The following is a 24,247-nucleotide window of genomic DNA, read 5'->3' on the forward strand; positions in this document are numbered from 1 at the left end:
AAGTTGCAAAGAACACGTTGCAAGGGTTTTTGTGCAACCACTTCTTTGCAACTCTCGGACGGCCTGCGAGAAGCCCAACTCCCGCCCTGATGGCCCTCCTTGGGCGGCGGGTTCAGGTCAGCCCGGACGCCTGCTCCACCAACGGGATGATCCGCAGCGGAACGGGATTTTCCATGACGATCGCCGTGGAAGCCCGGACGATGCCGTCAAAACCCACAACCCGGTCGATCACCCGTTGAAGATCCGCGTTCGACCGGGCCACCAGGCGGCAGAGCATGTCCCCGTGCCCGGTGGTGGTGTGCAGTTCCAGGACCTCCGGCACCGATCCCAGATGTGCCCGTACGTCCGCGCCCTGACCCTGTTTGATCTCCAGCGTCGCGAAGGCGGTCACCGGGTAGCCGAGCGCCGCCGGGTCGACGTCGGGGCCGAAGCCCCGGATGACGCCGTTCGACTGAAGGCGGTCCATCCGCGCCTGCACGGTGCCGCGCGCCACCCCGAGTCGGCGGGACGCCTCCAGTACGCCGATGCGCGGCTCACGGGCCAGCAGCACGATCAGCCGTCCGTCGAGTTCGTCCACTGCCATGCCTGCCCCCGGGGGTAGTCATCGTGTACAGATAGTCCGGTCATTCTCGCTCGATGGTGAGCAGGTTGCCCAGTGTTTGTGCGAACTATTGCGCAGCTTGCGATGTGGGGCGACGCTCGCCCCATGACTGAGACCACGACTGAGACCACTGGGCACGTCACCCCGAACACCGCGCGCGAGGCCGATCCCTTCCCGGTCAAGGGCATGGACGCGGTCGTCTTCGCCGTCGGCAACGCCAAGCAGGCGGCCCACTACTACTCGACCGCCTTCGGCATGAAGCTCGTCGCCTACTCCGGACCGGAGAACGGCAGCCGCGAGACCGCCAGTTACGTGCTGACGAACGGCGCGGCCCGCTTCGTGTTCACCTCCGTCATCCGGTCCTCCACCGAGCAGGGCCGGTTCATCGAGGCGCACGTCGCCGAGCACGGTGACGGTGTCGTCGACCTCGCCATCGAGGTTCCGGACGCGCGTGCCGCGTACGCCTACGCCACGGCGCAGGGCGCCACCGGCCTCACCGAGCCGCACGAGGTCAAGGACGAGCACGGCGTCGTCGTGCTGGCCGCCATCGCGACGTACGGCAAGACCCGCCACACGCTGGTGGAGCGCAAGGGGTACGAGGGTCCTTACCTGCCCGGGTTCGTCGCCGCGTCGCCGATCGTCGAGCCGCCCGCCAAGCGGACGTTCCAGGCGATCGACCACTGCGTCGGCAACGTCGAGCTCGGCAAGATGAACGAGTGGGTCGGCTTCTACAACAAGGTCATGGGCTTCACGAACATGAAGGAGTTCGTGGGCGACGACATCGCGACCGAGTACTCGGCGCTCATGTCGAAGGTCGTCGCGGACGGGACGCTGAAGGTCAAGTTCCCGATCAACGAGCCCGCGATCGCGAAGAAGAAGTCACAGATCGACGAGTACCTGGAGTTCTACGGGGGCGCCGGTGTGCAGCACATCGCGCTCGCGACGAACGACATCGTCTCGACGGTACGCACCATGCGCGCCGCCGGTGTCGCCTTCCTCGACACGCCGGACTCGTACTACGACACGCTGGGGGAGTGGGCGGGCGAGACCCGCGTTCCCGTCGAGACGCTGCGCGAGTTGAAGATCCTGGTCGACCGGGACGAGGACGGGTACCTGCTCCAGATCTTCACCAAGCCGGTCCAGGACCGTCCGACGGTCTTCTTCGAGATGATCGAGCGGCACGGGTCGATGGGGTTCGGCAAGGGCAACTTCAAGGCACTCTTCGAGGCGATCGAGCGGGAGCAGGAGAAGCGCGGGAACCTGTAACTCCCGTGCAGGGCGTGTGGCTTGTCCCTTGACGCCCTGACTTTGCTGCTGCGGCTCCGCGGACCTGCCCCGTGGGGCCGCAGTGTTTTTCGGGTGGGGTGGGGGGGCTTTGGCGGGGCCGCGTTGGCTACCGGCGCGGTACTCGGGTGCGCCTGCGGCGGGCTGCCCCTCCCCGCCCCTTCACCTGAACCCTGACGGGGCTGGGGTGGGTTGCTGTTCAAGACTGGGGCTACGCCCCTCGCCCCCTGCACGGCTTCGCCGCGCGTCCTCAAACTCCCCCAAGCTCTCAACTCCGTTCGAGCAGGGGGGACCCCCTCGACGGGCTTGATTTGCCTGCGCGGGCTGGATTTGCTTGCGCGGGCTGGATGTGCCCGCGCAGGGTTGATTCGCCCGCGCGGGCTGGATTTGCTCGCGCAGGATGGATTTGCCCTCGCAGGGTGGATTACGCCACCACGCTCCACGACGGCACCCCCGTCCGCCTCGTGTACAGGCCCTCCGACTCCCACCCCCGTAGTGCCGACCAGTCCCGCGAGACCGCCGCACGGTCGCCCCTCAGCCGGACCGTGCCCGGGGAGCCCGACGCGTCGACCGTCGGTTCCAGCCAGTCGCCGGGGCGTACCCGTGGCGTCAGCTCCACCGCCGTCGGCAGCGCCGACAACCGGCGTTCCCAGCCGCGCCCGGCGACCGTGCCCCGCTCCCGGTTCACCAGGGACACCGTCCGCACCTCGCTCCGCCCGGCCCCGGCCCCGTGTCCTGCCAGCGCCCCGCTCGTCAGCGGGATGTCCGCCCCCACCAGCAGGTCCGCCAGCACCGACGCGTGCGTGGCCGAACCGATCCGGGTGGCCGCCGCCACCAGCACCGGGCCCCGCCTCGTCACGATCACCCGGCAGCGCATCGGCCCGTACGTCACCCCCAGTGCCCTCAACACCGCCCGTACGTACGCGTGCACCTGCGCCGTCACCGGAGCGGACGGGTCCGTCGGCATCTCGAAGTCGGTCACCGGGTAGCGCCCGCCCACCGCGTGGCTGATCCGCTCCCACGACTCGACGACCGTGTGCAGCGGCCCCTCCGACACCGTGTGCACCACGAACTCCCGTCCCGGCAGGGCCTCTTGGAGCACCGGCGTACGGCCGGACGCCAGCGCCGTGCGGCACGCGTGCCACACCTCCTCCGCGTCCCGGCAGATCCGCGTCGGCGACTTCACCACCACCCGCCCGAGCCCCCATGCCCGGAAGCGGTCGACCGCCTCGACAGGTGACTCGGGGCGGGCCTCCCGGGGCATCAACAGGCCCGCCTCCGCGAGGAGTTCGGCGGTACTGCGGGTGGGGCGGGGGTGCGTCGGCAGCAGCAGGGCCGTGGACAGGGCCTGTGCCAGCGGTGCGCCGCTCGACGCGCCCGCCACCACCCGCTGCACCCGCATCGCCCGCAGCCGGGCCACTGTACGGCGGAAGTCCGCCGCGTGGCCGAAGTCCTTCGCGTACGAGACCGTGTCGAAGGGCACGGCCGGCGGCCGCACCGTGCTGCGCAGATGGAAGCAGACGGCCCCCCGCCGGTTCAGTTCAGCGGCCAGGGCCCGCCCCTCGTCCCAGCCGTCGACCATGGCGATACGCATGTGGTGCTCGTCCTCCCGTGTGGCCCGCTCACCGAGCGGGCTCCTCCAGTGACGGACACTCGCAGGCTCCGATCAACGCGGGATCAACGGCGCGACCAGTGGACGTTCATCGACGGTCGGGACAGTTCGATCCGCAGGCACGAGCAGAGCGAGGGGGCCGACATGTCCGCCACGACCAGCACGAACGCCGAAACGGGGGGGCAGCGGCGGTCGGCTCCGGCGCCCCCGCCCCGGACCCCGCTCTCGCCCCCGCCCCGCCCTGCCTCCTCACCTGCGCGGCGAGCTGCGCGGCGTGCGCGACGGCCGTCCCCTGCACCTCGGCACCCGGCAGCGGCGCGCCCTGCTGCCGTACCGCAGAGCACCCGTCTCCGCACGTGCCCTCGTCGATGGCCTGCGGGGCGAGGAGCCGCCCGCCCGGGCCGTCGGCACCACCCGGACGTACGCCTCGCGACTGCGCAAAGTGCCCCGGCCGACGTCTTCGTCTCGCGCAAGGTGCCCCCGGCCGACGTCCTCGCCTCGTACGGGGACGCCCGTCTGCTGCGGGTGCGCCCGGAGCCCCTCGCTCAGTGCCGCCCGCGAGGCCCCGCCGGAGCCTCCTGCTTCCGCGCCCCCGAGCCGCTCGGAGCGGCCTTCCGCACCTTCGGCCGGTACCCCCAGACATTCCTCGGCCCACCCGCCGGCGGCTCCCCGAGCCGCTCCAGCGACGTCCGCGCCCTCGGCGCCCACAGCGGTGAGAACGACGGATGCACCCGCAGCGCCTCCTCCAAGTGCCGCCGCGCCGCCCCGTACTCGCCGAGCGCCCGCTCGATCTCCCCCCGGTGGTACAGGAAGAGCGCGTTCCGCGCCCCCTCCTTGACCGCCCGCCGCGCGTATGCGAGAGCCGCCTCGTCGTCCCCCGTACGGTGCAGCGCCCAGCCCAACGCGTCCGCGACCTCCGCTCCCGGATGCCTCGACCACTCCTCCCGCAGCAGGTCCACCGCCGTGTCCGCGTCCCCGTGATCGGCCTCCAGCCGGCCCAGCACCAGGTCCCCCCGCACCCCCTGCTTCCGATTCCACTCCACCTGCGCCCGCGCCACCCCGTACTGGGCGTCCCCGCTCCCCGTGGCCGCCTCCTCCAACTCGCCCCATTCCAGGGCGTACTCAGGTCGCGGTGCCAGCGCGAGCGCCGCCTTGTACGCCTTCACGGCCTCCGCCGTACGCCCCGTCGCCGCCAGCACCCGGGCCCGCCCCGCGACCGCCTCCCCCCGCTTCCGCTCGATCCCGAGCGACGCGTCGTAGTACCCCAGCGCCTCCGTCACGTCACCCCTCTCCCACGCGAGTTCGCCCGCCCGCCGCAACTGCTCCGCCCTCTCCGCCCCGCCCTCCGCCGCGACCACCGCCTGGGCCGCCAGCACCGCCGCGTCCTCCCGCCACCCCTTGTCCCGGTAGGTCTGCGCCGTCCAGCCGAGCGCGGCGGCCCCGCCCCGCCTCTCCATCAGCTCCTCGGCGGCCCGGCCCGCCGCCTTGGTGTCGCCCATCCGCCCGTAGGCGTCGATCAGCAGCGGATACGTCGCCCACTCCTTCGGTGCCTGCATCTGTACGACCTCGCCCCACCGCTTCGCCGCCGCGAAGTTCCCGCGCGCCTGCTCCAGCAGCCCCATCGCCACCATGGCCCCGAAGTTCCCCCGTTCCGCCGCCCGCGCCTTCAGTGAGTGCCGCAACGCCGCCTCGGCCCTCGGGTAGAACGCCGCGTCCGCCCCCCGCACCCCCCGCGCGACCAGCTCTACCCCGAGCTCCGTCCACACCCCCGCATCCCGGGGATTCGCCCGCGCCCGTGCGTCGAGGGCCGCCAGCGCCGCAGCCGAGCCGGGAGCCCCCGCCACCGGCTTCACCACAGCCTTCCCTTCCGTCCCCGACCGCCCCATCACCACAACCCCGCCCGCCACCCCCAGCACCACCACCACTCCCAGTGCGACCCCCGCCCGCCACCGCCCACCCCCTTTGGGCACCGCGGCCGCCTCACTCCCGCCCGCCCCCGGTTCCGCCGCACTCAACCCCGCCGCCGCCCCGCCGACCCCCGCACCGCCCCCACCCGACAAGGCTCCGGGACACGGCGCAGGCCCACCCCCAGGCCCCCCGGCAGCCCCGCACGACTCGACATCCGGCCCAGCCCCAGGCTCCATCGCATCCATCCCGCCACCATGCGCCAGTACGACGAGCACACCCGCCCACCGCGATCCATTCCGCAGACGGGTTCACACCGATGGCCCCGGGTGCCAGGCTGGCCCCATGGACCTGGACGATCTTCAGAGCCGCCTCCGCACCGGCCTCCCGGACGACGCCCTGATCACGGACCCCGACGTCATGGCCTCGTACGCCCACGACATGGCCAGCTTCTGCGCCTCGGGAACCCCCGCCGCCGTCGTCCTGCCCCGGACCGTCGAACAGGTCCAGCACGTCATGCGCACCGCGACCGCGCTCCGCGTCCCCGTTGTGCCCCAAGGCGCTCGCACCGGCCTCTCCGGCGCCGCCAACGCCATCGACGGCTGCGTCGTCCTGTCCCTCACGAAGATGGACCGCATCCTGGAGATCAGTGCCGTCGACCGCACAGCCGTCGTCGAACCGGGCGTGATCAACGCCGTCCTCTCCCGCGCGGTCGCCGACCGGGGCCTCTTCTACCCGCCCGACCCGTCCAGCTGGGAGATGTGCACCATCGGCGGCAACATCGGCACCGCCTCCGGCGGCCTGTGCTGCGTCAAGTACGGAGTGACCGCCGAGTACGTCCTCGGCCTCGACGTCGTCCTCGCCGACGGCAGGCTGCTGCGGACCGGCCGCCGCACCGCCAAGGGCGTCGCGGGCTACGACCTCACCCGGCTCTTCGTCGGCTCCGAGGGCAGCCTGGGCATCGTCGTCCGCGCCGTCCTCGCCCTGAAGCCCGCCCCGCCCGTCCAGCTCGCCCTGGCCGCCGAGTTCCCGTCAGCCGCCGCGGCCTGCGAGGCCGTCTGCGCGATCATGGAACGCGGTCACGCCCCGTCCCTCCTCGAACTCATGGACCGTACGACCCTCCGGGCGGTCAACGCCCTCGCCCACATGGGTCTCCCCGAAACCACCGAGGCCCTGCTCCTCGCCGCCTTCGACACCCCCGACCCGGCCGCCGACCTGGCCGCCCTGGGCGCGGTCTGCACGGAGTTCGGCGCCACCGAGGTCGTCCCCGCCGACGACGCCGCCGAGTCGGAACTCCTCCTCAAGGCGCGACGCCTCTCCCTCACCGCACTCGAAGCCGTCAAGACCGCGACCATGATCGACGACGTCTGCGTGCCCCGCTCGAAGCTCGCCGCGATGCTCGACGGGACCGCCGCCATCGCCGAGAAGTACGACCTGACCATCGGCGTCTGCGCCCACGCGGGCGACGGCAACACCCACCCCGTGGTCTGCTTCGACGCCGCCGACCCGGACGAGTCCCGCCGGGCCCGCGAGTCCTTCGACGAGATCATGGCGCTCGGCCTGGAACTGGGCGGCACCATCACCGGCGAACACGGCGTCGGCGTACTGAAGAAGGAGTGGCTGGCCCGCGAACTCGGCCCGGTCGGCGTCGAACTGCAACGCTCCGTCAAAGCCGCCTTCGACCCCCTCGGCATCCTCAATCCCGGAAAGCTCTTCTGACCCGCACGGGACCGCCGTACCCTCCGACCCGCTCAGCTCTCCCCCTCCTGCGAGGTCGCCAGCAGCTCCGCCAGCGCGTCGTCCAGCCCGAGCTGCCCGCGCTCGCTGCCCAGCGGCACGACGTTCAGCGTCCGCTCCAGCCACGCCGACACGACCGGCGACGACGCTTCGAGCAGCGCGTCCCCCTCGGGCGAGGTGAGCGCCAGACACACCACCGAACGTCCGTCGACCTTGGTCGGCCAGATCCGGACATCTCCGTGCCCGCACGGCCGGAACACCCCGTCGACCAGCAACTCCCGGGCGAACGTCCAGTTGACCGGGTAGTCCGACCCGATGTGGAAGGTCACGTGCACGGCGTACGGGTCACTCGTCCGGTACATCAGCCGTGCCGGTACGGGGATGGTGCGTTCGGGGGACAGCACGAGGTTGAGCTCCAGCTCGCGTTCCACGACGGTGTGCTGCATGGGGTTCCGCATGGGGATGCACGTCCTTTCCGGTACGGGGCCCGGTCGGCGGGCCGTACAAGGTGAGAGCGCGCATCCCGCCGCCCATTACGCGACTTCCGAAGAAGTTTTCCGAGGCGATCGGCAATGACCGGAAAGTGGTGCATCCGGGCGGACGGGCCCGGTGGCAGGCGGGCGTCTGGTAGATGTGGACCCCGGAAATCAGACAACGAGGCCACCTCACAGATACGGGACACGGTGATGAGCGCCCCCACACCGGCCAACGGCGAGAACACACCCGGCCACGGCTTCTATCCCGACCCGTCCATCCCCGGCTACGTCCGCTACTGGAACGGCAGTTCATGGGTGCCCGGGACGAGCCGCCCGGCCCCCGCACCCGGCGAGCCGATGCCGACCCCGCCGCCGGGTGCCGCCCCCGTCCCCGCCCCCTCCGGCCTCCCCAACCTGGCCTCGGTCCCGGCCCCGGCTCCCGCTCCCACCCCCGTCTCCACTCCCACCCCCACCCCCGCCGTCGAGGAAACGGGCCCGTTCTTCTTCGACGAGGAAGACCCCGGGCCCCCGTCCCGGTACGGCTCGAACCCCGCGACCCAACACGTCCCGATCCAGGACCGCCCGAGCCAGGACCGCCCGAGCCCGGCCCGCGAGGCCCAGACCCCGGCCCCGGCGGGCCGCGAGGTCCAGGTCCGCCGTTCCCCGGAACCCCCGGTCGCCTGGCAGGCGGACACCTCCCGCCAGTCCGGCTTCGGCGGCGAGAACGACCGCCGCGTCTCCTGGGGCTCCCCGGCGGACGCCCCGCCCGGCAGCGGCTCGCCCGCCGCCGCCCAGCCCGCCGCCTCGGCCGCGTCCTCCCTCGCCCCGGCCCAGGACCGCGCCCCGAGCACCCGCGACCCCCGCGTCCCCACCGACGCCCTCCCCTCCCGCCCGGACCGCCCCGCCCTGGATTCCGCCACCCGCGAGGCACCCCCCTCGCTCCCGCCCCACCCCACCACCCCCCGCCCGGCCCCGACGCCCTCCACCTCTTCCGCCGCCCCCCGCCCCACCCCGGACCGCCCCGCCCCCTCCCACGAGGGCACGATGTCCATCCGTACCGTCAAACCCCAACGACGCCCCACCACCCCCCAGGCACAGGGCCAAGCCCACGCCCAGACCCCCGCCGCCCACGAACCGAGCGGCCCGGTCACCCCCTGGAAGCCCCCCGTCGAGGACCCCTTCACCCGCGCCGCCCGCGAACAGTCCGCCGCCCGCCCCGCCGGCCTCGGCCGCCGCCTCGCCGCCCGTCTCCTCGACACCGTCGTCCTCGGCGCGGGCGTGGCCGCCGTGGCGATCCCCCTGGTCACCCAGGCCGTCGACCACATCGACGAGAAAATCCGGGCCGCGAAGCTGTCCGGCACGACGGTCACCGTCTACCTCCTCGACAGCACCACCCTCGGCATCCTGGGCGTCATCCTTGGCACCTTCCTCCTCCTCGGCGTTCTCTACGAAGCGGTCCCGACCGCCAAGTGGGGCCGCACGCTGGGCAAGAAGGTGTTCGGCCTCCAGGTCCGCGACATCGAGGAGCACGACCCGCCGCGCTTCGGCGGTGCACTGCGCCGCTGGGTGGTGTACGGGGTGCTGGGCGTGCTCGGCATCGGCGTGTTCAACGTCCTGTGGTGCCTGTTCGACCGCCCCTGGCGGCAGTGCTGGCACGACAAGGCGGCCCGTACCTTCGTCGCCGCCAAGGCCGCCAAGAGCTGACCCGCCCCGCTGCCCGACCCCGCCGCCCGCCCCGCCCGACCCACCCTCACCGGCTTGGCCCACACCGTCCCCCGAACGGCGTCCGACCCCTTGCGGGCCCCGGACGCCGGGGGTCGACTGCCGGTATGAGCACCGACCAGCCGCCGCCCGGCGTGCCGCCTGAGAACGATCCGTTCCAGAAGTACCCGCCGCCCCCGCCGCCCCAGGGCGGCGCCGGCAGCCCCTACGACCAGAGCGGAGGTCTGCCCCCGTACGGCGGAGGCGGCCCCTACGACGGCGGCGCCGGAGGTTACGGCGGCGGCACCGGAGGCTACGGCGGGGCCGACCCGCTCGCCGGAATGCCCCCGCTCGCCTCGCTCGGGAAGCGCTTCCTGGCCCGGTTCATCGACATGCTGATCGTCGGCATCCCGATGGGCCTGCTGGGCATCCCGTTCGGCACGTACAAGGAGATCACCAAGACCACGGACGACCTCGGCGACACGTTCACCAAGGTCACCTCGGGCCAGAGCATGCTCTGGTCGCTGATCACGATCGCCGTCTACCTGGCGTACGACACGTACCTGACCAAGAAGAACGGCCAGACCGTCGGCAAGCGCGTGATGGGCCTGCGCGTCGCGATGCTCAACGACGGCAGCACCCCACAGACCAACGTGGCGCTGATGCGCGCCGCCGTACTGCTGGTGCCCGCGCTGGTCTGCTGCTACTGCCTGTGGTGGCTGGTCAACCTGGTCATGATCGCCGTCGACAAGCCGTACAAGCAGGGCCTGCACGACAAGGCGGCGAAGACCGTCGTGGTCACCGCCGCCTAGTTCCCGTACGAACGCGAACGCGTACGCGAGGGAGCGAGAGAGCTCCGCTAACTCCGTACGGAGTGCTCCGGAGCCACCGAGGAGCGCGCGCGGGGCCCGGGCACCCGGACCTCGTCGTACGCCTCCACGGTCTCCACGGCGGCGGGCACGGAGACGGCCGCAGGACCGACCACGGTCCTGCGCGCCGTCTCCTGCGCGTTCCGCGTGCCGCGCAGGTTCGGCATCGGCACGGTCATCGCCACCAGCAGCCCAAGACCCAGCGCGGCACACGCGATGACCGCGATCCAGGCGCCCGAGGTGGTCTGCGAGAGCAGCAGCATGGCGAGGGTGGAGAAGACGGTCGCCAGTGCACCGCACACGCACTGGGCGACGGTCAACGTCGGGACCTGGATCCGGTTCGGAGTCTGGCGCGTCCGCTGCATGGCAGTTCCGTCCTCGGAGCACGGGGGGTGTGGGTCGCGGGGTCTGAGCTGACCCTACGACCATGTGGTTCCCTGGCGGAACGGCTAGTAAGCGTGACCTAACACACGGTGCCGATGCATGGGGGGCGCACAGTGTCATCACGCCGTCCGCCCTGTGAGACGCGAGCGCCCGTGCGGTACGCGGCCGCCGTCCGCAGTCGCAGGGAGCAGTCCTCCAACTGCCTAGCGCGCCGCTCTGGTTGGTGTCAAGGTCTGTCTTTTCTCCGCCAACTCCGGTCGAATGGCGTCACTTGTGACGCGCGCCGCAAACGGTACCCCTCCAACCCCTTCGGGATCGGCCGGCGGCCGCGGGGGAGGAACCATCAAGTGAACAGCAACAGACGGGTCTTCAGAGGAACGGCGATACTCGCGGCCCTCGCCGCGACCGCCGTCACCGCCTCGGCCTTCGCCACCGCGCAGGCCGACGAACGGAGCCCGGCGCCCATCGAGCGCCAGGACCCGGCGCACACGGAGACCGGCGCGGGCCACGGGCACGGCGGCAAGGGCCACCTCATCGACGGACCCTTCAGCGCCCAGCAGGCCCAGCAGCGGCAGACCGCCCTGGAGCAGGTGCTCAGCGGCAAGGCCAAGACCGAGAAGCGGGGCAGCTCGCAGGTCGTCAAGCTCGCCGACAAGAAGTACGTCGAGCTGGGCCGCGAGCGCACCGACCAGATCTTCACCATCCTGGTCGAGTTCGGCGACAAGATCGACAACACCTCGATGTACGACCCGGACGGCGACGGACCGCAGCCGCCGGTCGTGAAGTACGGCGGCACCCCGGGACCCCTGCACAACAAGATCCCGGAGCCGGACCGCACGAAGGACAACTCCACCGCCTGGAAGGCCGACTACAACCAGGAGCACTTCCAGAACCTGTACTTCGGCAAGGGCAAGGGCCCCGACGGCAAGCCGATCGACTCCCTCAAGACCTACTACGAGAAGACCTCGTCGGGCCGGTACTCGGTCGAGGGCAAGGTCACCGACTGGGTCAAGGTCGACTACAACGAGGCCCGTTACGGCTCCAACTACTGCGGCAGTGACAACTGCCCCAACGTCGAGGACCTGGTCCGCGACGGAGTCAACGCCTGGGTCGCCAAGGAGAAGGCGGCGGGCAAGACCGACGCCCAGATCAAGGCCGACCTCCAGAAGTACGACCAGTGGGACCGCACGGACCACGACAACGACGGCAACTTCAACGAGCCCGACGGCTACATCGACCACTTCCAGGTCGTGCACGCCGGTGAGGACGGCTCGGCGGGCGGCGGCGCGCAGGGCGGCGACTCGATCTGGGCGCACCGGGGTTACGCGTACAGCCGCGACGACGGCGAGAGCGGCCCGTCCGGCTTCAAGGCGGGCGGCGTGGCCGTCGGCGACACCGGCATCTGGGTCGGCGACTACACCGCGCAGCCCGAGAACGGCGGCCTCGGCGTCTTCGCCCACGAGTACGGCCACGACCTGGGTCTGCCGGACCTCTACGACACCACCAACCAGGCCGAGAACTCGGTCGGCTTCTGGTCGCTGATGTCGGCGGGTTCCTGGCTCAACACCGGCAAGAGCGAGATCGGCGACATGCCGGGCGACATGACCGCCTGGGACAAGCTCCAGCTCGGCTGGCTGAAGTACGACAAGGCGAAGGCCGCCACGACCTCCCTCCACAAGCTGGGCGTCGCGGAGTACAACACCAAGAACGCGCAGGCGGTCGTCGTCGAACTCCCCAAGAAGAACGTCACCACCGAGGTCGTGAAGCCCGCCGAGGGCACGAAGCAGTGGTGGTCGGACTACGGGGACAACCTCTCCAACACGCTCTCCCGTGACGTGGACCTGACCGGCAAGACGTCCGCCTCCCTCGAACTCAAGGGCTGGTGGGACATCGAGAAGGACTACGACTACCTCTACACCCAGGTCTCGACGGACAACGGCGCGAGCTGGAAGACCATCGACGGCAAGGCCGACGGCCAGACCATCCCGCGCGACGGCGGCGACAAGCCCGCCCTCACCGGCGTCTCCGGCACCTACAAGTCCCTGGTCTACCCGCTGGACGCGTACGCCGGGAAGAAGATCGGCATCCGCTTCCGCTACAAGACCGACGGCGGCGCGGGCGGCAAGGGCTTCGCGGCCGACGCCATCTCCGTCAAGGCCGACGGCACCGCCCTGTTCACCGACAACGCGGAGGGCGACGACAACGGCTGGACCGTCCGAGGCTTCTCCCGCGTCGGCGACTCGATCAACGGCGACTACCCGCAGTTCTACCTGGCCGAGAACCGCCAGTACGTCTCGTACGACAAGACCCTGCAGTCCGGCCCGTACAACTTCGGCTGGCGCAAGAAGGGCGACCCGAAGTACAGCTGGGTCGAGCGCTACGCCTACCGCCCCGGCCTGATGATCTGGCAGTGGGACACCTCGCAGCGCAACAACAACGTCTTCGAGCACCCCGGCAAGGGACTCCTGCTCCCGATCGACGCCAACGCCAAGCCGCTGAAGTGGGCCGACGGCAAGAACATCGGCAACAAGATCCAGCCGTACGACGCCGCCTTCTCCTGGTGGCCGTCGGCGGGCTTCACCCTGCACAAGCTCGGCGAGCCGACGAAGATCCCCGCCCACCTGGGCGCCCCGGTCTTCGACGACCGCAAGGGCACCTACTGGTACAAGGAGAACCCCACCGGGAGTGTCCAGACAACTGACACCAACACCCGGATCTCCATCCTGAACCAGCCGCTGGACGGTCAGACCATGACCATCCTGGTGAGCAAGAGTGGTCGCTGACCGTAACTTTTAGGCCATTACCCCAGGTCAGGCCATGATCGGCCGTCGCCCCTCTAGCGGGCGGCGGCCGATCGCGTTTAGATGCCTCTTACGTACTCACTATTGACGCGACGTCTTACGGGCGTGCCTCCCGGCATGCCCGTGCCGCCGCACGGGGGAGTGATCGTTCATGTCCGCCGGAGGTTTCAACAGACTCCCGAACGGGAGCGTGGTCGTGGCCCTGACCCTGCCGCGCCCCGGCCCCTCCAACACCAAGGTCCGCATCCTCGTCCACGCCGCCAACCGCGCCCGGGCCCTCACCCGCCTCCGCAACCTGGGCCTGCGCGCCGTCTACCTCCGGGGCAACGCCGAGCCCCCCACCCCCGACGAGATCACCGCCGTCCTCCACCACCCCGACGGCCTCCTCTGGCGCGCCGCCCCTCAGTCCCGCTCCGAACTCTGGCACCCCATACGCACCCTCCTCCGCCCGGCCTCCTGACCCTCCCTGCTCCGCCCCGGGCTTCCGGGACCTGCACCCTGGCCCGGCACCCCACGGCCCCCGCCGGGCCCCTCCCGGACCTCCGCCCGGGTCCCGCCCAGGGCCTCCGCCCGACCTCCGGGCTTCCCGCCCCCGGCCCCGCGCCCTACGGTTCCCTGGCTCCCGCCCTGCCCGCTGCATCTGCCTCGCGTCCTGGCCTCCGACCCGCGTCTGCCCCACCTTTGCCCCCCTCGCCGCACCGACCGCAAGCCCCGCTGCCCACCCGCCCCCGGGCGCGGGCCGTGTGCCCGCGCGGCCCGTGGGCCGCACAGGGTGGGGCCCCGCTCCTCCTCGACGGCGTACGTATCCGGGGCTTCCCGTCACAACCCCGCCACGGACTTGTCGAGCACGCCACCGAAAGCGCCCCACACGCTGCACCTGACGGAGTGGCCCTTCCGGCGACGTACGACGAATCCCACGACGCACAACGCAAGAAACAGCGCGCCGAGTACCGCTGCCGCCAGCGGAGCGAAGGCGAACCACAGAAAGCACGCGGTACCGGCCCAGACGGCGATGGGCAGGAGCGAGGCGCGCAGAACCGTTCCGAAGGGGACCTGTACCGCCTTCTTCGGCAGGGCTCGTTCGTTCCACACGCTGATGTGGTTCCGGGTGACACAGTGCTCGGGCCGCATCCCGCTATCCGACCACCAACGTCCCCTGGACGACAGGGCGAGTGGATTGCCCGATGCTCCCGTCACCGAGAAGGACATCCGATGCGCGGCGTGACCTACTCGATGAGCGTCTCCCTGGACGGCTACATCGTCGGGCCCGGGGGCGGGTGGGCAGCGGGGCTTGAGCTCGGTGTGGCGAGGGGGGAAGGGCGGGGCAGGCGCGGGTCGTTGGCCGGAGGCCAGGGCGTACCGGGCAGGCCGGAAGTCAGGGGCGGGGCCGGAGGTCAGGAGGCCGGGCCGAGGTCCGGGCAGGGGGGCGGGCGGAGGCCCTGGGGCAGGCCCCGGGCTTGAGCCAAGGGCCGGGCATCGGACCTGGGACGGGCCGGGGGTCAGACCACCGGTTTGCCCGTGAGGGCGACGCCTGCCTCCTTGAGCTGGCGGAGGGCGGACTCCGTCGTCGCCTCCGCGACGCCCGCCGTCAGGTCCAGGAGGACGTGCGTCGTGAAGCCCTCGCGGGCCGCGTCCAGGGCCGTGGCGCGGACGCAGTGGTCGGTGGCGATGCCGACCACGTCGACCTCGGTGACCTCGTGGGAGCGGAGCCAGGCCGCGAGCCCCACGCCGTTCTCGTCCGTGCCCTCGAAGCCGCTGTACGCCGCCGAGTACGCCCCCTTGTCGAAGACCGCCGCGACCGCGCCCGAGGCGACCGCCGGGGCGAAGTTCGGGTGGAAGCCCACGCCCTCCGTGCCCGCCACGCAGTGCACCGGCCAGGAGTCGACGTAGTCGGGGGAGGAGGAGAAGTGGGAGCCGGGGTCGACGTGGTGGTCGCGGGTGGCGACGACGTAGCGGTAACCGGCCTGGGCCTCGCCGACCAGGTCGGTGATCGCGGCGGCGACGTCGGAACCGCCCGCCACGGCGAGGCTGCCGCCCTCGCAGAAGTCGTTCTGCACGTCGACGACGATCAAGGCGCGGTGCATGTGTCTTCCTTACGTGGTGGGCCGACGGCCTGACGCCCGGTACTCCCACTACCGAGGGTAGGTAATTCAACGGGCCTGCGGGAGTGGGCGTTTGAGGGCGGGGGCCTCGGCGGGGGAGGAGTTACACGTACTCGGTGGGGATGACCGGCTCGCCCCGCGAGAGCTGGACGGACGACATGGGGAGCGAGGAGCGGGCCGCCGTGTGCCGGGCGCGGGCCGCGTCGAGGGGTTCGCGGGCGACGACCTCGCCGGACTTGACCAGCTCGACCTGGAGCTGGTGGGAGAGGAGGTCGGCGGGGACCGGCCCGGTGCCGATGACCTCGGCCTCGGCGATGCCGTACGCGTCCGGGCGGCGGGCCGCCCACTTGCGGCCGCCTCGCGAGGACTTCGCGCCCATGGACTTCTTCGCGACCGGAATCAAAGGGGCCTTGGGGTCGGCGGACTGGGCGCGGGCGACCAGCTTGTAGACCATCGAGCAGGTGGGGTGGCCGCTGCCGGTGACGAGCTGGGTGCCGACGCCGTACGCGTCGACGGGGGCCGCCGCGAGGGAGGCGATGGCGTACTCGTCGAGGTCGGAGGTGACCACGATCTTGGTGGACGTGGCACCCAGCTCGTCGAGCTGCTGGCGGACCCGGTGCGCGACCAGGAGCAGGTCCCCGGAGTCGATGCGTACGGCTCCCAGCCCGGGGCCCGCGACCTCGACGGCGGTACGGACGGCCGTGGCCACGTCGTACGTGTCGACCAGGAGCGTCGTGCCGCTGCCGAGGGAGTCCACCTGGGCCTGGAAGGCGTCGCGCTCGTTGTCGTGGAGCAGGGTGAAGGCGTGCGCGGAGGTGCCGACGGTGGGGATGCCGTAGCGGAAGCCCGCCGCCAGGTCGGAGGTGGAGGCGAAGCCGCCGACGTACGCGGCGCGGGCGGAGGCGACGGCGGACAGCTCGTGGGTGCGGCGCGCGCCCATCTCGATGAGGGGGCGGCCCCCGGCCGAGGCCGACATGCGGGAGGCGGCGGCCGCGATCGCCGAGTCGTGGTTGAGGATCGAGAGGATGACCGTTTCCAGGAGCACGCACTCCGCGAAGCTGCCCTCGACGCGCAGGATCGGCGAGCCCGGGAAGTAGACCTCGCCCTCCGGGTAGCCCCAGATGTCGCCGCTGAAGCGGTACGAGGCGAGCCAGGCGAGGGTCGGCTCGTCGACGATTCCCTGCTCGCGGAGGAAGGCGATGACGTCGGCGTCGAAGCGGAAGTTCTCCACGGCGTCCAGCACCCGCCCCGTACCGGCGACGACGCCGTAGCGGCGGCCGGACGGCAGCCTGCGCGTGAAGACCTCGAAGACGGAGCGCCGGTCGGCCGTGCCCGCGCGCAGGGCGGCCTGGAGCATGGTCAGCTCGTACTGGTCGGTGAAGAGAGCCGTCGAGGGAACATCCACCGGCAGCCCGAGATCCGCTGTGTTCATACGACGGATGCTACCCCTGATTTCGTCAGAGTGACGAGATCTAGGTGGGGAGGTGGGGCCGTTCGGGGAGGTGAGGCCGTTTGTGCGACCGCCCCCCTGCGGTGGCAGCATGGGAAGGGTGAGTGTCGCCCCCGTAGAGATCGAACGTCCCGAGTCGGCCGAGGAGACCTTTGTCGTCCCCGAGCCGGACACCCCCTGGGTGACCCTGGTCCACAACGACCCGGTCAACCTGATGAGTTACGTGTCGTACGTCTTCCAGACGTACTTCGGGTATTCCAAGGAGAAGGCGAAGAAGCTGATGCTCGACGTCCACCACAAGGGGCGCGCCGTCGTCTCGGCGGGCAGCCGCGAGGAGATGGAGCGCGACGTGCAGGCGATGCACGGGTACGGGCTGTGGGCGACCCTCTCCCAGGACCGCAACTGATGGCGGGCTACTTCGAGGCGGTCCCCGACGGCGGCGCGGCCATCGCCCTGGACACCGTGGAGACCTCCATCCTGCGCTCGCTCGCCGTGCAGCTCCTGGAACTGATCGGGCCCGGCGACGAGCCCGTCGAGGGCGCCGACCCGCTGGCCGCGCTCTTCGCGGAGGGCCCGAGCGAGGCCCCCGCCGACCCGGCGCTGGCCCGTCTCTTCCCCGAGGCGTACGTCGATCCGCGCGCCGAGCCCGACGCGCGGCAGCGGGAGTCCTCCGCCGAGTTCCGCCGCTTCACGGAGAACGACCTGCGCACCCGCAAGCGCGAGGACGCCCTCTCCGTCGTACGGAACCTGGACGCGCTGGCCTCGGCCGCCGACGAGGGCGAGCCCGGTCTCGTGCTGAAGCTGACCCCCGAGGAGTCACGGCGCTGGCTCGGCACCCTCAACGACTTGCGCCTCACCATCGCCTCCCGCCTCGACATCACCGAGGAGGACGAGAGCGAGGACCTCTACCGGCTGCCCGACGAGGACCCGCGCAAGCCGATGGTGATGGCGTACCTGTGGCTGGGCGGGATGCAGGAGACGCTCGTGGAGACCTTGATGCCGTGAGGCTGCGCAGACCTCGATGCCGTGAGGCTTTCGTGGGGCTCCCGTGGGGTTCCCGTAAGGCTGCGTGCGGGGCTCCCGTGAGGCCCTACAGCCGCATTCCGCTTCGGGTGCCCGTATCACCTGCTGGACCGTACGTGTTCGCTCAGCGGACGCTCAAATCCGAATAACGGTTAGGTCAAACTCCCCTGCACGCTTTGCCGTAGCAGGGGAGTTTTGTCTGCATTTGCCTGTGCAATAGGGCACAAACCACTGATCGATCACCCCCTCCGCCGTGATAGATCTGCACGACCACCCACGGACGCCACCCCTGTTCCGTGGGGGCGCTGACGCCGGACGAACCCGGCGATGCACTCCATTCCACATCCGGGGGCACCCGCCCCGAAAAGGATCGTCACAGTCGATCCGCGCCGCGCAGCAGAAGCGATACGGCCGGATCGCATGGAGAAAGGCGCACGATCATGACCTCAGTGCAGGTCGACAAGAAGCACGGCGACGGCAGTGAGGCCGAAGGCGCGACCGAGGACAACTCGGGCGAGGGCTACCAGCGAGGACTCGGCGCCCGCCAGATCCAGATGATCGCCATCGGCGGCGCCATCGGAACGGGCCTCTTCCTCGGCGCGGGCAAGGGCATCTCCAAGGCGGGACCCAGCCTGATCCTCGCGTACGCCATCGCGGGCCTGGTCATCTTCTTCATCATGCGGGCGCTCGGCGAGCTGCTCATGTACCGCCCGGTGTCCGGCTCCTTCTCGGAGTACGCCCGCGAGTTCCTCGGCCCCTTCTTCGGGTTCGTGACCGGCTGGACGTACTGGCTCTTCTGGGTCGTCACCGGGATCGTGGAAGTCACCGCCGCCTCCGCGTACATGCAGTACTGGACGAAGGACGCCTCCGGCTGGCTCGACCAGCCGCAGTGGGTCTTCGCGCTGATCTTCACGGTCATCCTCTTCGGCGCGAACCTGATCTCGGTCAAGCTCTTCGGCGAGCTGGAGTTCTGGTTCTCGATGGTCAAGGTGACGGCCATCATCGGCATGATCCTGATCTGCGCCGGAGTGGTGACGCTCGGCTTCTCCGACGCCGGGGACACCGCCTCCGTCTCCCTCCTCTGGTCCGAGGGCGGCTTCTTCCCCAACGGCGTCGGCTCCACCCTCATGACCCTCCAGATGGTCATGTTCGCGTTCCTCGCCGTCGAGCTGGTCGGCGTCACGGCGGGCGAGTCGAAGGACCCGAAGACCGTCCTGCCGAAGGCCATCAACACCGTCCCGTGGCGCATCGCCGTCTTCTACGTCGGCGCGCTGATCATGATCCTGTCGGTCGTCCCGTGGACGCACTTCCAGCCGGGCATCTCCCCGTTCGTCGCCGCCTTCGAGAAGATGGGCCTGGGTGTCGGCGCCGCGATCGTCAACTTCGTGGTCCTCACCGCCGCCCTCTCCTCCTGCAACTCCGGCATGTACTCCACCGGCCGGATGCTGCGCGACCTCGCCCTCAACGGCCAGGCCCCGAAGTTCTTCACCAAGCTGACGGCCCGCGGTCTGCCCCTCGCGGGCACGTCCTTCTCCGCCGCCCTGATGCTCGTCGGCGTGTGGATCAACTACCAGTGGCCGGGCGAGGCGTTCAACTACGTCGTCTCCTTCGCCACCATCTCCGGCATGTGGGCCTGGATCATGATCCTCTGCTCGCAGATCAAGTACCGCCGGATGTCCGACGCGGGCCTGCTGCCCAAGTCGTCCTTCCGGGCCCCGGGCGCCCCGTGGACCAGTTGGTTCGCGCTCGCCTTCATCTTCATGGTCATCGTGCTGATGGGCATCGACGAGGACGCCCGGATCTCGCTGTACGGCGCCCCGATCTGGGCCCTGCTCCTGGGCGTCTCCTACCTGGTCATGAAGGCCAGGAACCCGGAGAAGTTCGCCGCCGGGAAGTAGCCCGTCTCGCGATGCGGTCCCGCTCGTACCATCCCTCGGTACGGGCGGGACCCTTTGCATATCCTGGCCGCATGCTGACCATTTCCCGGACCGTTTTCGACCAGATCGTGGCCCACGCGCGGGCCGACCACCCCGACGAGGCGTGCGGCGTCGTCGCGGGCCCGGAGGGCACCGGGCGTCCCGAGCGCTTCATCCCCATGCTGAACGCGGCCCGTTCGCCCACGTTCTACGAGTTCGACTCGGGCGACCTGCTGAAGCTGTACCGGGAGATGGACGACCGGGACGAGGAGCCGGTGATCGTGTACCACTCGCACACGGCGACCGAGGCATATCCGTCCCGTACGGACGTGACGTACGCGAACGAGCCCGGCGCGCACTACGTCCTGGTCTCGACTGCCGACACCGACGGCCTGGGCGACTTCCAGTTCCGCTCGTACCGGATCGTGGACGGCGTGATCACGGAGGAAGAGATCGAGCTCGTCGGGTAGCCCCGTCGCGGAGGGGGCGGCACGGTAAGGCCCCCGCGAGGCTCGGATGCGCACCGGTTAGTGGGGGGCGAACCCCCAGGTGAGACACTGTCCGCGAATGGGCGGCAGGGCCCAGGAAGCCGGTGCGAATCCGGCACGGTCCCGCCACTGTGACCGGACGTGGCCCCGCAGCCCCGTCCGGATAGCCAGGAACTGGCCTGCCGCCTCCCATCCGTACGAGGGGACGAGGAAATCCCCCGAGGAGGCCCCCGCATGTCCGTCCGCCATGCCCGCACCGCGCTCGTCATATCCGCCGCAGTCGCGGCCCTGCTCCCGCTCACCGCCTGCGGCAGCGACCAGCCCAGCGAGAAGAAGCCGCAGGCCAAGGCCGCCAAGGGCTTCCCGTACACCGTCGAGAACTGCGGCGTGAAGACCACCTTCACCAAGGCCCCCGAGCGCGCCCTGCCCATGAACCAGCACGCCACCGAGGTGCTGCTGGAACTGGGCCTCGCCAAGTCCATCACCGGCTCCGCCTACCTCGACGACAAGGTGCTCCCGAAGTACGCGAAGGAGTACGACGCGATCCCGGTCGTCGCCAAGGAGTACCCCTCCCAGGAGAAGCTCCTCGCCGCCAACCCCGACTTCGTCTACGGCGGTTACGCCTCCGCCTTCGACACCAAGCAGGGCCGGGGCCGCGAGGACCTCAAGAAGTCCGGCATCGAGTCCCGCCTCAACATCGAGTACTGCACCGAGGGCTCCAGCGCCGTCGACGACATCTACCGCGAGATCTCCGAGGTCGGCCGCACCTTCGGCGTCGCGGACCGCGCCGACGCGTGGGTGGCCGGGGCGAAGAGGACCATCGACGGCACGGCGGCCCGGCTCAAGGACGTCAAGCCGGTCAGCGTCTTCGCGTACGACAGCGGGGACAAGACCGCCCAGACCGCCGGCGGCAAGGGCATGGCCAACGAGATGATCACCCGCGCGGGCGGCAAGAACGTCATGGCCGACATCCCGAAGTCCTTCACCGACGCCTCCTGGGAGCAGGTCGTCACCCGCAAGCCCGACGTCATCATGATCATCGACTACGGCTCGACGACCGTCGAACAGAAGAAGAAGCGGCTGCTCGACGACCCGGTGCTGAAGGACGTCCCGGCGATCAAGAACAAGAAGTTCGCCGTGATGCCGCTCTCCGAGATCCTCGTCGGCGTCCGCGCCCCCGCCGCCATCGAACGGCTCGCCCTCCAGCTCCACCCCGAGCTGAAGAAGTAGCCCAGCCGTGAGCTGCAAGACTCCGCCCGCTCGCGGGCCGCTCCGCTACACCCTCGTCCTGACGGTCCTCGCCGCAGCCCTCGCGGCGGCGATGATCGCCGGGCTGGCCCTCGGGCAGGTCCGCATTCCCGCCGGGCAGGTCGTCGAGATCGTCACCGGGCAGGCCGGGCCGAGCCCCTTCCGCACGATCGTGCTGGACGTGCGCATGCCGCGCATCCTGCTCGGGGCGATCGTCGGAGCGGGGCTGGCCGTGGTCGGCACGGTGCTCCAGGCGCTCGTACGCAACCCGCTGGCCGATCCGTACCTGCTCGGGATCTCCTCCGGGGCGTCGGCGGGGGTCGTGCTCGTCATCGTCTTCGGGATCGGCGGCGGGCTGGGGCTCGCGACGACCGTGACCATGCCCGCCGGGGCGTTCGCGGGGTCGCTGCTCGCGCTGGTCCTCGTGTACACGCTGGCCCGGCGCGGGGGGCAGATGACGGGGACGCGGCTGGTGCTGGCGGGGGTCGCGGTCGCGTACGTCCTGTCGGCGCTGACCAGTCTCGTCATGGTCACCTCCGCCAAGCGGGAGCAGTTCCAGGAGGCCATGTACTGGACGCTGGGCGGGCTCGGGAGTGCCCGGTGGGACATGCTGCCGCTGCCTGCGGTGGTGCTGGCGGCCGGGACCGTGCTGCTCGTCGCCCTCGCCCGACCGCTGGATCTGATGCTGGTGGGGGAGGAGGGGGCGACCGTCCTCGGGCTCGACACGTCGCGGTTCCGGGCGGGGGTCTTCGTCCTCACGTCGTTGGTCACGGGGGTGCTGGTGTCCGTGTCCGGGGCGATCGGCTTCATCGGGCTGCTGGTCCCGCACGCCGCGCGGATGCTCGTCGGCGCCTCGCACCGGACGCTGCTGCCGGTCGTCGCGCTGGCGGGGGCCGCCTTCTTGGTCCTCGCTGATCTGGGCGCGCGTGTCATTGCGGAGCCGCAGGACATTCCGGTGGGGATCCTCACCGCCCTGATCGGCGGGCCCTTCTTCCTGTGGCTCCTGCGGAGGAGGCCGGAGGGGATGCCGTCGTGAGGCGGGTCGTTGCCTCGGGGTCGGGGGGTGGTCGCGGTTCAGGCCGCTGCGCGAGGCGATCTCCCCTCCCCGCCCCTTCCCTCAAGCGCTCGCCGCGCGGCGGGGAGTTGTACGTGCGGGTGTGTGGGGGCTGGTCGCGCCCACGCGGCGGAGCCGCATATCGAAACGGCCCCGGTCCCCTGAAAGCCTTCCCCGCGCGGCCCGCCGACCAAGGAGTCTCCCCATGAGCCATCTCCGTACCGAAGGACTGTCGTACGGGATCGACGGGCGGCATCTCGTCGACTCCGTCGACCTCGAAGCGAGGCCGGGGGAGACCGTCGGTCTCGTCGGACCCAACGGGAGTGGGAAGACCACCCTCCTGCGGTGTGTGTACGGGACGCTCGTCCCCAGCCACGGCCGTGCCCTCCTCGACGGCGAGGACCTGCACGCCATGGGGGCCAAGAAGCGCGCCCAGCGGCTCGCGACCGTACCGCAGGACGGGCAGGCGGTCTTCGAGCTGACCGTCCGCGAGGTCGTCGCGATGGGCCGCTCCCCGCACAAGAAGTTCTGGGAGGCCGACACCGTCGCCGACCAGAAGCACGTGAGCGAGGCACTGGAGCGGGTCGGGATAGGCGCTCTCGCCGACCGCGCCTTTCCCTCCCTGTCCGGCGGTGAGCGTCAACGGGCCCTCGTGGCAAGGGCGTTGGTGCAGGAGCCCGCCCTCGTCGTCCTCGACGAGCCGACCAACCACCTCGACATCCGCTACCAGCTCGAAGTGCTCAGCCTGGTGCGCGACCTGGGGACGACGAACCTCCTCGCCCTGCACGACCTCAACCTCGCCGCCTACTACTGCGACCGCCTCTACGTCCTGGACGCCGGACGCATCGTCGCCGACGGCACTCCCGCAGAGGTCCTCACGCCCGACCTCCTCAAGCGGGTCTACGGCGTGAACGCCGAGGTCAGCGTGCATCCGACCACCGGCGCACCCACCGTGGTCTACCTCCCGCCGTCCACCTGACGGACGCATACGTCTCGCCAGACGAGATCACATGCCGGGAATCGGGCCGGGAATCTATACGATGACCGCATGGTTGCCCACGACGTGACAGCGAAGACGACGCCGAGCACCGTGCTGCTCGTAGCGCGCCTGCACGTCGACCTGTGCAGGCTCGACAGCGCCATCTGTACGACCTGCCCGACGAAGACCGCCTGACCAGTACGGCCGGAGCACCGCCCGTACGATCCGCGTGACCGCACGCCCCTGCGCGGGGGACGGAACACCGCGCGCCCTTCCCGCCACGTACCGCCGTACGACACGTACTCACGTACTCCCGACAGGAGCCCACGCCATGGCCATCGAGGTCCGCATCCCCACCATCCTCCGCACCCACACCGACGGCGCGAAGGCCGTCGAGGGCAACGGGGCCACCCTCGCCGACCTCTTCGCCGACCTGGAGACCCGCCACACCGGCATCCAGGAGCGCATCGTCGAGAAGGACAAGGGCGAGCTGCGCCGCTTCGTCAACGTCTACCTCAACGACGAGGACGTCCGCTTCCTCGACGGCATCTCCACCAAGCTCGCCGACGGCGACAGCGTGACGATCCTGCCCGCCGTCGCGGGCGGCTCCCGCTGAC

23 protein-coding genes and 1 riboswitch are annotated in these 24,247 nt (G+C 70.8%); of the genes, 15 read left to right on the plus strand and 8 right to left on the minus strand.

The window, feature by feature from the left end; all coding sequences use genetic code 11:
* Window positions 1–112: 112 nt before the first annotated feature.
* The gene (locus tag OG897_RS05460; RefSeq protein ID WP_266653353.1) at window positions 113–583 is read right to left on the minus strand and encodes an Lrp/AsnC family transcriptional regulator; all 471 of its coding nucleotides are present in this window, start codon (window positions 581–583) and stop codon (window positions 113–115) included.
* Window positions 584–706: 123 nt separating this feature from the next.
* Between OG897_RS05460 and hppD the strand changes: the two genes are divergently transcribed.
* Window positions 707–1,867 (plus strand): 4-hydroxyphenylpyruvate dioxygenase, encoded by a 1,161-nt coding sequence (hppD, locus tag OG897_RS05465; protein ID WP_266653355.1) that lies wholly within the window; start codon window positions 707–709, stop codon window positions 1,865–1,867.
* A gap of 442 nt (window positions 1,868–2,309) precedes the next feature.
* Here the strand turns inward: hppD and OG897_RS05470 are convergent, their stop codons facing one another.
* Together OG897_RS05470 and OG897_RS05475 are read right to left on the minus strand one after the other, a co-directional pair.
* On the minus strand, window positions 2,310–3,479 hold the full coding sequence (locus tag OG897_RS05470) for a hypothetical protein (RefSeq protein ID WP_266653357.1): 1,170 nt from the start codon (window positions 3,477–3,479) through the stop codon (window positions 2,310–2,312).
* A gap of 563 nt (window positions 3,480–4,042) precedes the next feature.
* Window positions 4,043–5,467 carry a lipopolysaccharide assembly protein LapB gene (locus tag OG897_RS05475; RefSeq protein ID WP_266653359.1) on the minus strand — a complete coding sequence of 475 codons (1,425 nt, stop codon included), beginning with the start codon at window positions 5,465–5,467 and terminating at the stop codon, window positions 4,043–4,045.
* 286 nt (window positions 5,468–5,753) lie between these two features.
* Here OG897_RS05475 and OG897_RS05480 point away from each other — a divergent pair, with 286 nt between their 5' ends.
* Window positions 5,754–7,121, plus strand: a complete 1,368-nt coding sequence (locus tag OG897_RS05480; RefSeq protein ID WP_266656587.1) for an FAD-binding oxidoreductase — start codon at window positions 5,754–5,756, stop codon at window positions 7,119–7,121.
* A 32-nt stretch (window positions 7,122–7,153) separates the two neighbouring features.
* Here the strand turns inward: OG897_RS05480 and OG897_RS05485 are convergent, their stop codons facing one another.
* On the minus strand, window positions 7,154–7,585 hold the full coding sequence (locus OG897_RS05485; RefSeq protein WP_266656589.1) for an SsgA family sporulation/cell division regulator: 432 nt from the start codon (window positions 7,583–7,585) through the stop codon (window positions 7,154–7,156).
* A 240-nt stretch (window positions 7,586–7,825) separates the two neighbouring features.
* On the opposite strand from OG897_RS05485, the gene OG897_RS05490 reads away from it, so the two are divergent.
* Window positions 7,826–9,319 carry an RDD family protein gene (locus tag OG897_RS05490; RefSeq protein WP_266653361.1) on the plus strand — a complete coding sequence of 498 codons (1,494 nt, stop codon included), beginning with the start codon at window positions 7,826–7,828 and terminating at the stop codon, window positions 9,317–9,319.
* Window positions 9,320–9,444: 125 nt separating this feature from the next.
* On the plus strand, window positions 9,445–10,128 hold the full coding sequence (locus tag OG897_RS05495) for an RDD family protein (RefSeq protein ID WP_266653363.1): 684 nt from the start codon (window positions 9,445–9,447) through the stop codon (window positions 10,126–10,128).
* A gap of 47 nt (window positions 10,129–10,175) precedes the next feature.
* On the opposite strand, the gene OG897_RS05500 is transcribed toward OG897_RS05495, so the two are convergent.
* Complete coding sequence (locus tag OG897_RS05500; RefSeq protein ID WP_266653365.1) at window positions 10,176–10,550, minus strand: hypothetical protein; 375 nt, start codon at window positions 10,548–10,550, stop codon at window positions 10,176–10,178.
* 366 nt (window positions 10,551–10,916) lie between these two features.
* Between OG897_RS05500 and OG897_RS05505 the strand changes: the two genes are divergently transcribed.
* Together OG897_RS05505 and OG897_RS05510 are read left to right on the plus strand one after the other, a co-directional pair.
* Window positions 10,917–13,352, plus strand: a complete 2,436-nt coding sequence (locus tag OG897_RS05505) for an immune inhibitor A domain-containing protein (protein ID WP_266653367.1) — start codon at window positions 10,917–10,919, stop codon at window positions 13,350–13,352.
* Window positions 13,353–13,521: 169 nt separating this feature from the next.
* The gene (locus tag OG897_RS05510; protein WP_266653369.1) at window positions 13,522–13,830 is read left to right on the plus strand and encodes a hypothetical protein; all 309 of its coding nucleotides are present in this window, start codon (window positions 13,522–13,524) and stop codon (window positions 13,828–13,830) included.
* A 359-nt stretch (window positions 13,831–14,189) separates the two neighbouring features.
* Here the strand turns inward: OG897_RS05510 and OG897_RS05515 are convergent, their stop codons facing one another.
* The 3 genes from OG897_RS05515 to OG897_RS05525 all read right to left on the minus strand — a co-directional run bounded on the left by OG897_RS05515 (window position 14,190) and on the right by OG897_RS05525 (window position 16,904).
* A complete protein-coding gene (locus OG897_RS05515; protein ID WP_266653371.1) occupies window positions 14,190–14,462 on the minus strand; it encodes a hypothetical protein in 273 nt (90 codons plus the stop codon).
* Between the two features lie 407 nt (window positions 14,463–14,869).
* Window positions 14,870–15,454, minus strand: coding sequence for an isochorismatase family protein (locus tag OG897_RS05520; protein ID WP_266653373.1), 585 nt, complete (start codon window positions 15,452–15,454; stop codon window positions 14,870–14,872).
* A gap of 121 nt (window positions 15,455–15,575) precedes the next feature.
* Complete coding sequence (locus tag OG897_RS05525; protein ID WP_266653376.1) at window positions 15,576–16,904, minus strand: nicotinate phosphoribosyltransferase; 1,329 nt, start codon at window positions 16,902–16,904, stop codon at window positions 15,576–15,578.
* A 109-nt stretch (window positions 16,905–17,013) separates the two neighbouring features.
* On the opposite strand from OG897_RS05525, the gene clpS reads away from it, so the two are divergent.
* The 9 genes from clpS (at window position 17,014) to OG897_RS05570 (ending at window position 24,246) form a co-directional block, all read left to right on the plus strand.
* Window positions 17,014–17,328 carry an ATP-dependent Clp protease adapter ClpS gene (gene clpS / locus OG897_RS05530; protein WP_266653378.1) on the plus strand — a complete coding sequence of 105 codons (315 nt, stop codon included), beginning with the start codon at window positions 17,014–17,016 and terminating at the stop codon, window positions 17,326–17,328.
* Window positions 17,328–17,927 carry a DUF2017 domain-containing protein gene (locus tag OG897_RS05535; protein ID WP_266653380.1) on the plus strand — a complete coding sequence of 200 codons (600 nt, stop codon included), beginning with the start codon at window positions 17,328–17,330 and terminating at the stop codon, window positions 17,925–17,927. Before clpS ends, OG897_RS05535 begins: the two co-directional genes overlap by 1 nt.
* A gap of 458 nt (window positions 17,928–18,385) precedes the next feature.
* Window positions 18,386–19,843 carry an amino acid permease gene (locus tag OG897_RS05540; protein WP_266653382.1) on the plus strand — a complete coding sequence of 486 codons (1,458 nt, stop codon included), beginning with the start codon at window positions 18,386–18,388 and terminating at the stop codon, window positions 19,841–19,843.
* Window positions 19,844–19,914: 71 nt separating this feature from the next.
* A complete protein-coding gene (locus OG897_RS05545) occupies window positions 19,915–20,331 on the plus strand; it encodes a M67 family metallopeptidase (protein ID WP_266653384.1) in 417 nt (138 codons plus the stop codon).
* A gap of 82 nt (window positions 20,332–20,413) precedes the next feature.
* A riboswitch (cobalamin riboswitch) is annotated at window positions 20,414–20,547 on the plus strand.
* Between the two features lie 36 nt (window positions 20,548–20,583).
* Window positions 20,584–21,579, plus strand: coding sequence for an ABC transporter substrate-binding protein (locus OG897_RS05550; protein WP_266653386.1), 996 nt, complete (start codon window positions 20,584–20,586; stop codon window positions 21,577–21,579).
* Between the two features lie 7 nt (window positions 21,580–21,586).
* The gene (locus OG897_RS05555; protein WP_266653388.1) at window positions 21,587–22,633 is read left to right on the plus strand and encodes an iron ABC transporter permease; all 1,047 of its coding nucleotides are present in this window, start codon (window positions 21,587–21,589) and stop codon (window positions 22,631–22,633) included.
* Window positions 22,634–22,856: 223 nt separating this feature from the next.
* The gene (locus OG897_RS05560) at window positions 22,857–23,630 is read left to right on the plus strand and encodes an ABC transporter ATP-binding protein (protein WP_266653390.1); all 774 of its coding nucleotides are present in this window, start codon (window positions 22,857–22,859) and stop codon (window positions 23,628–23,630) included.
* Window positions 23,631–23,699: 69 nt separating this feature from the next.
* The gene (locus OG897_RS05565; RefSeq protein ID WP_266653392.1) at window positions 23,700–23,825 is read left to right on the plus strand and encodes a putative leader peptide; all 126 of its coding nucleotides are present in this window, start codon (window positions 23,700–23,702) and stop codon (window positions 23,823–23,825) included.
* A 136-nt stretch (window positions 23,826–23,961) separates the two neighbouring features.
* The gene (locus tag OG897_RS05570; RefSeq protein WP_266653394.1) at window positions 23,962–24,246 is read left to right on the plus strand and encodes a MoaD/ThiS family protein; all 285 of its coding nucleotides are present in this window, start codon (window positions 23,962–23,964) and stop codon (window positions 24,244–24,246) included.
* Window position 24,247 lies beyond the last annotated feature (1 nt).

Source organism: Streptomyces sp. NBC_00237, assembly GCF_026342435.1.
Taxonomy (GTDB): Bacteria; Actinomycetota; Actinomycetes; order Streptomycetales; family Streptomycetaceae; genus Streptomyces.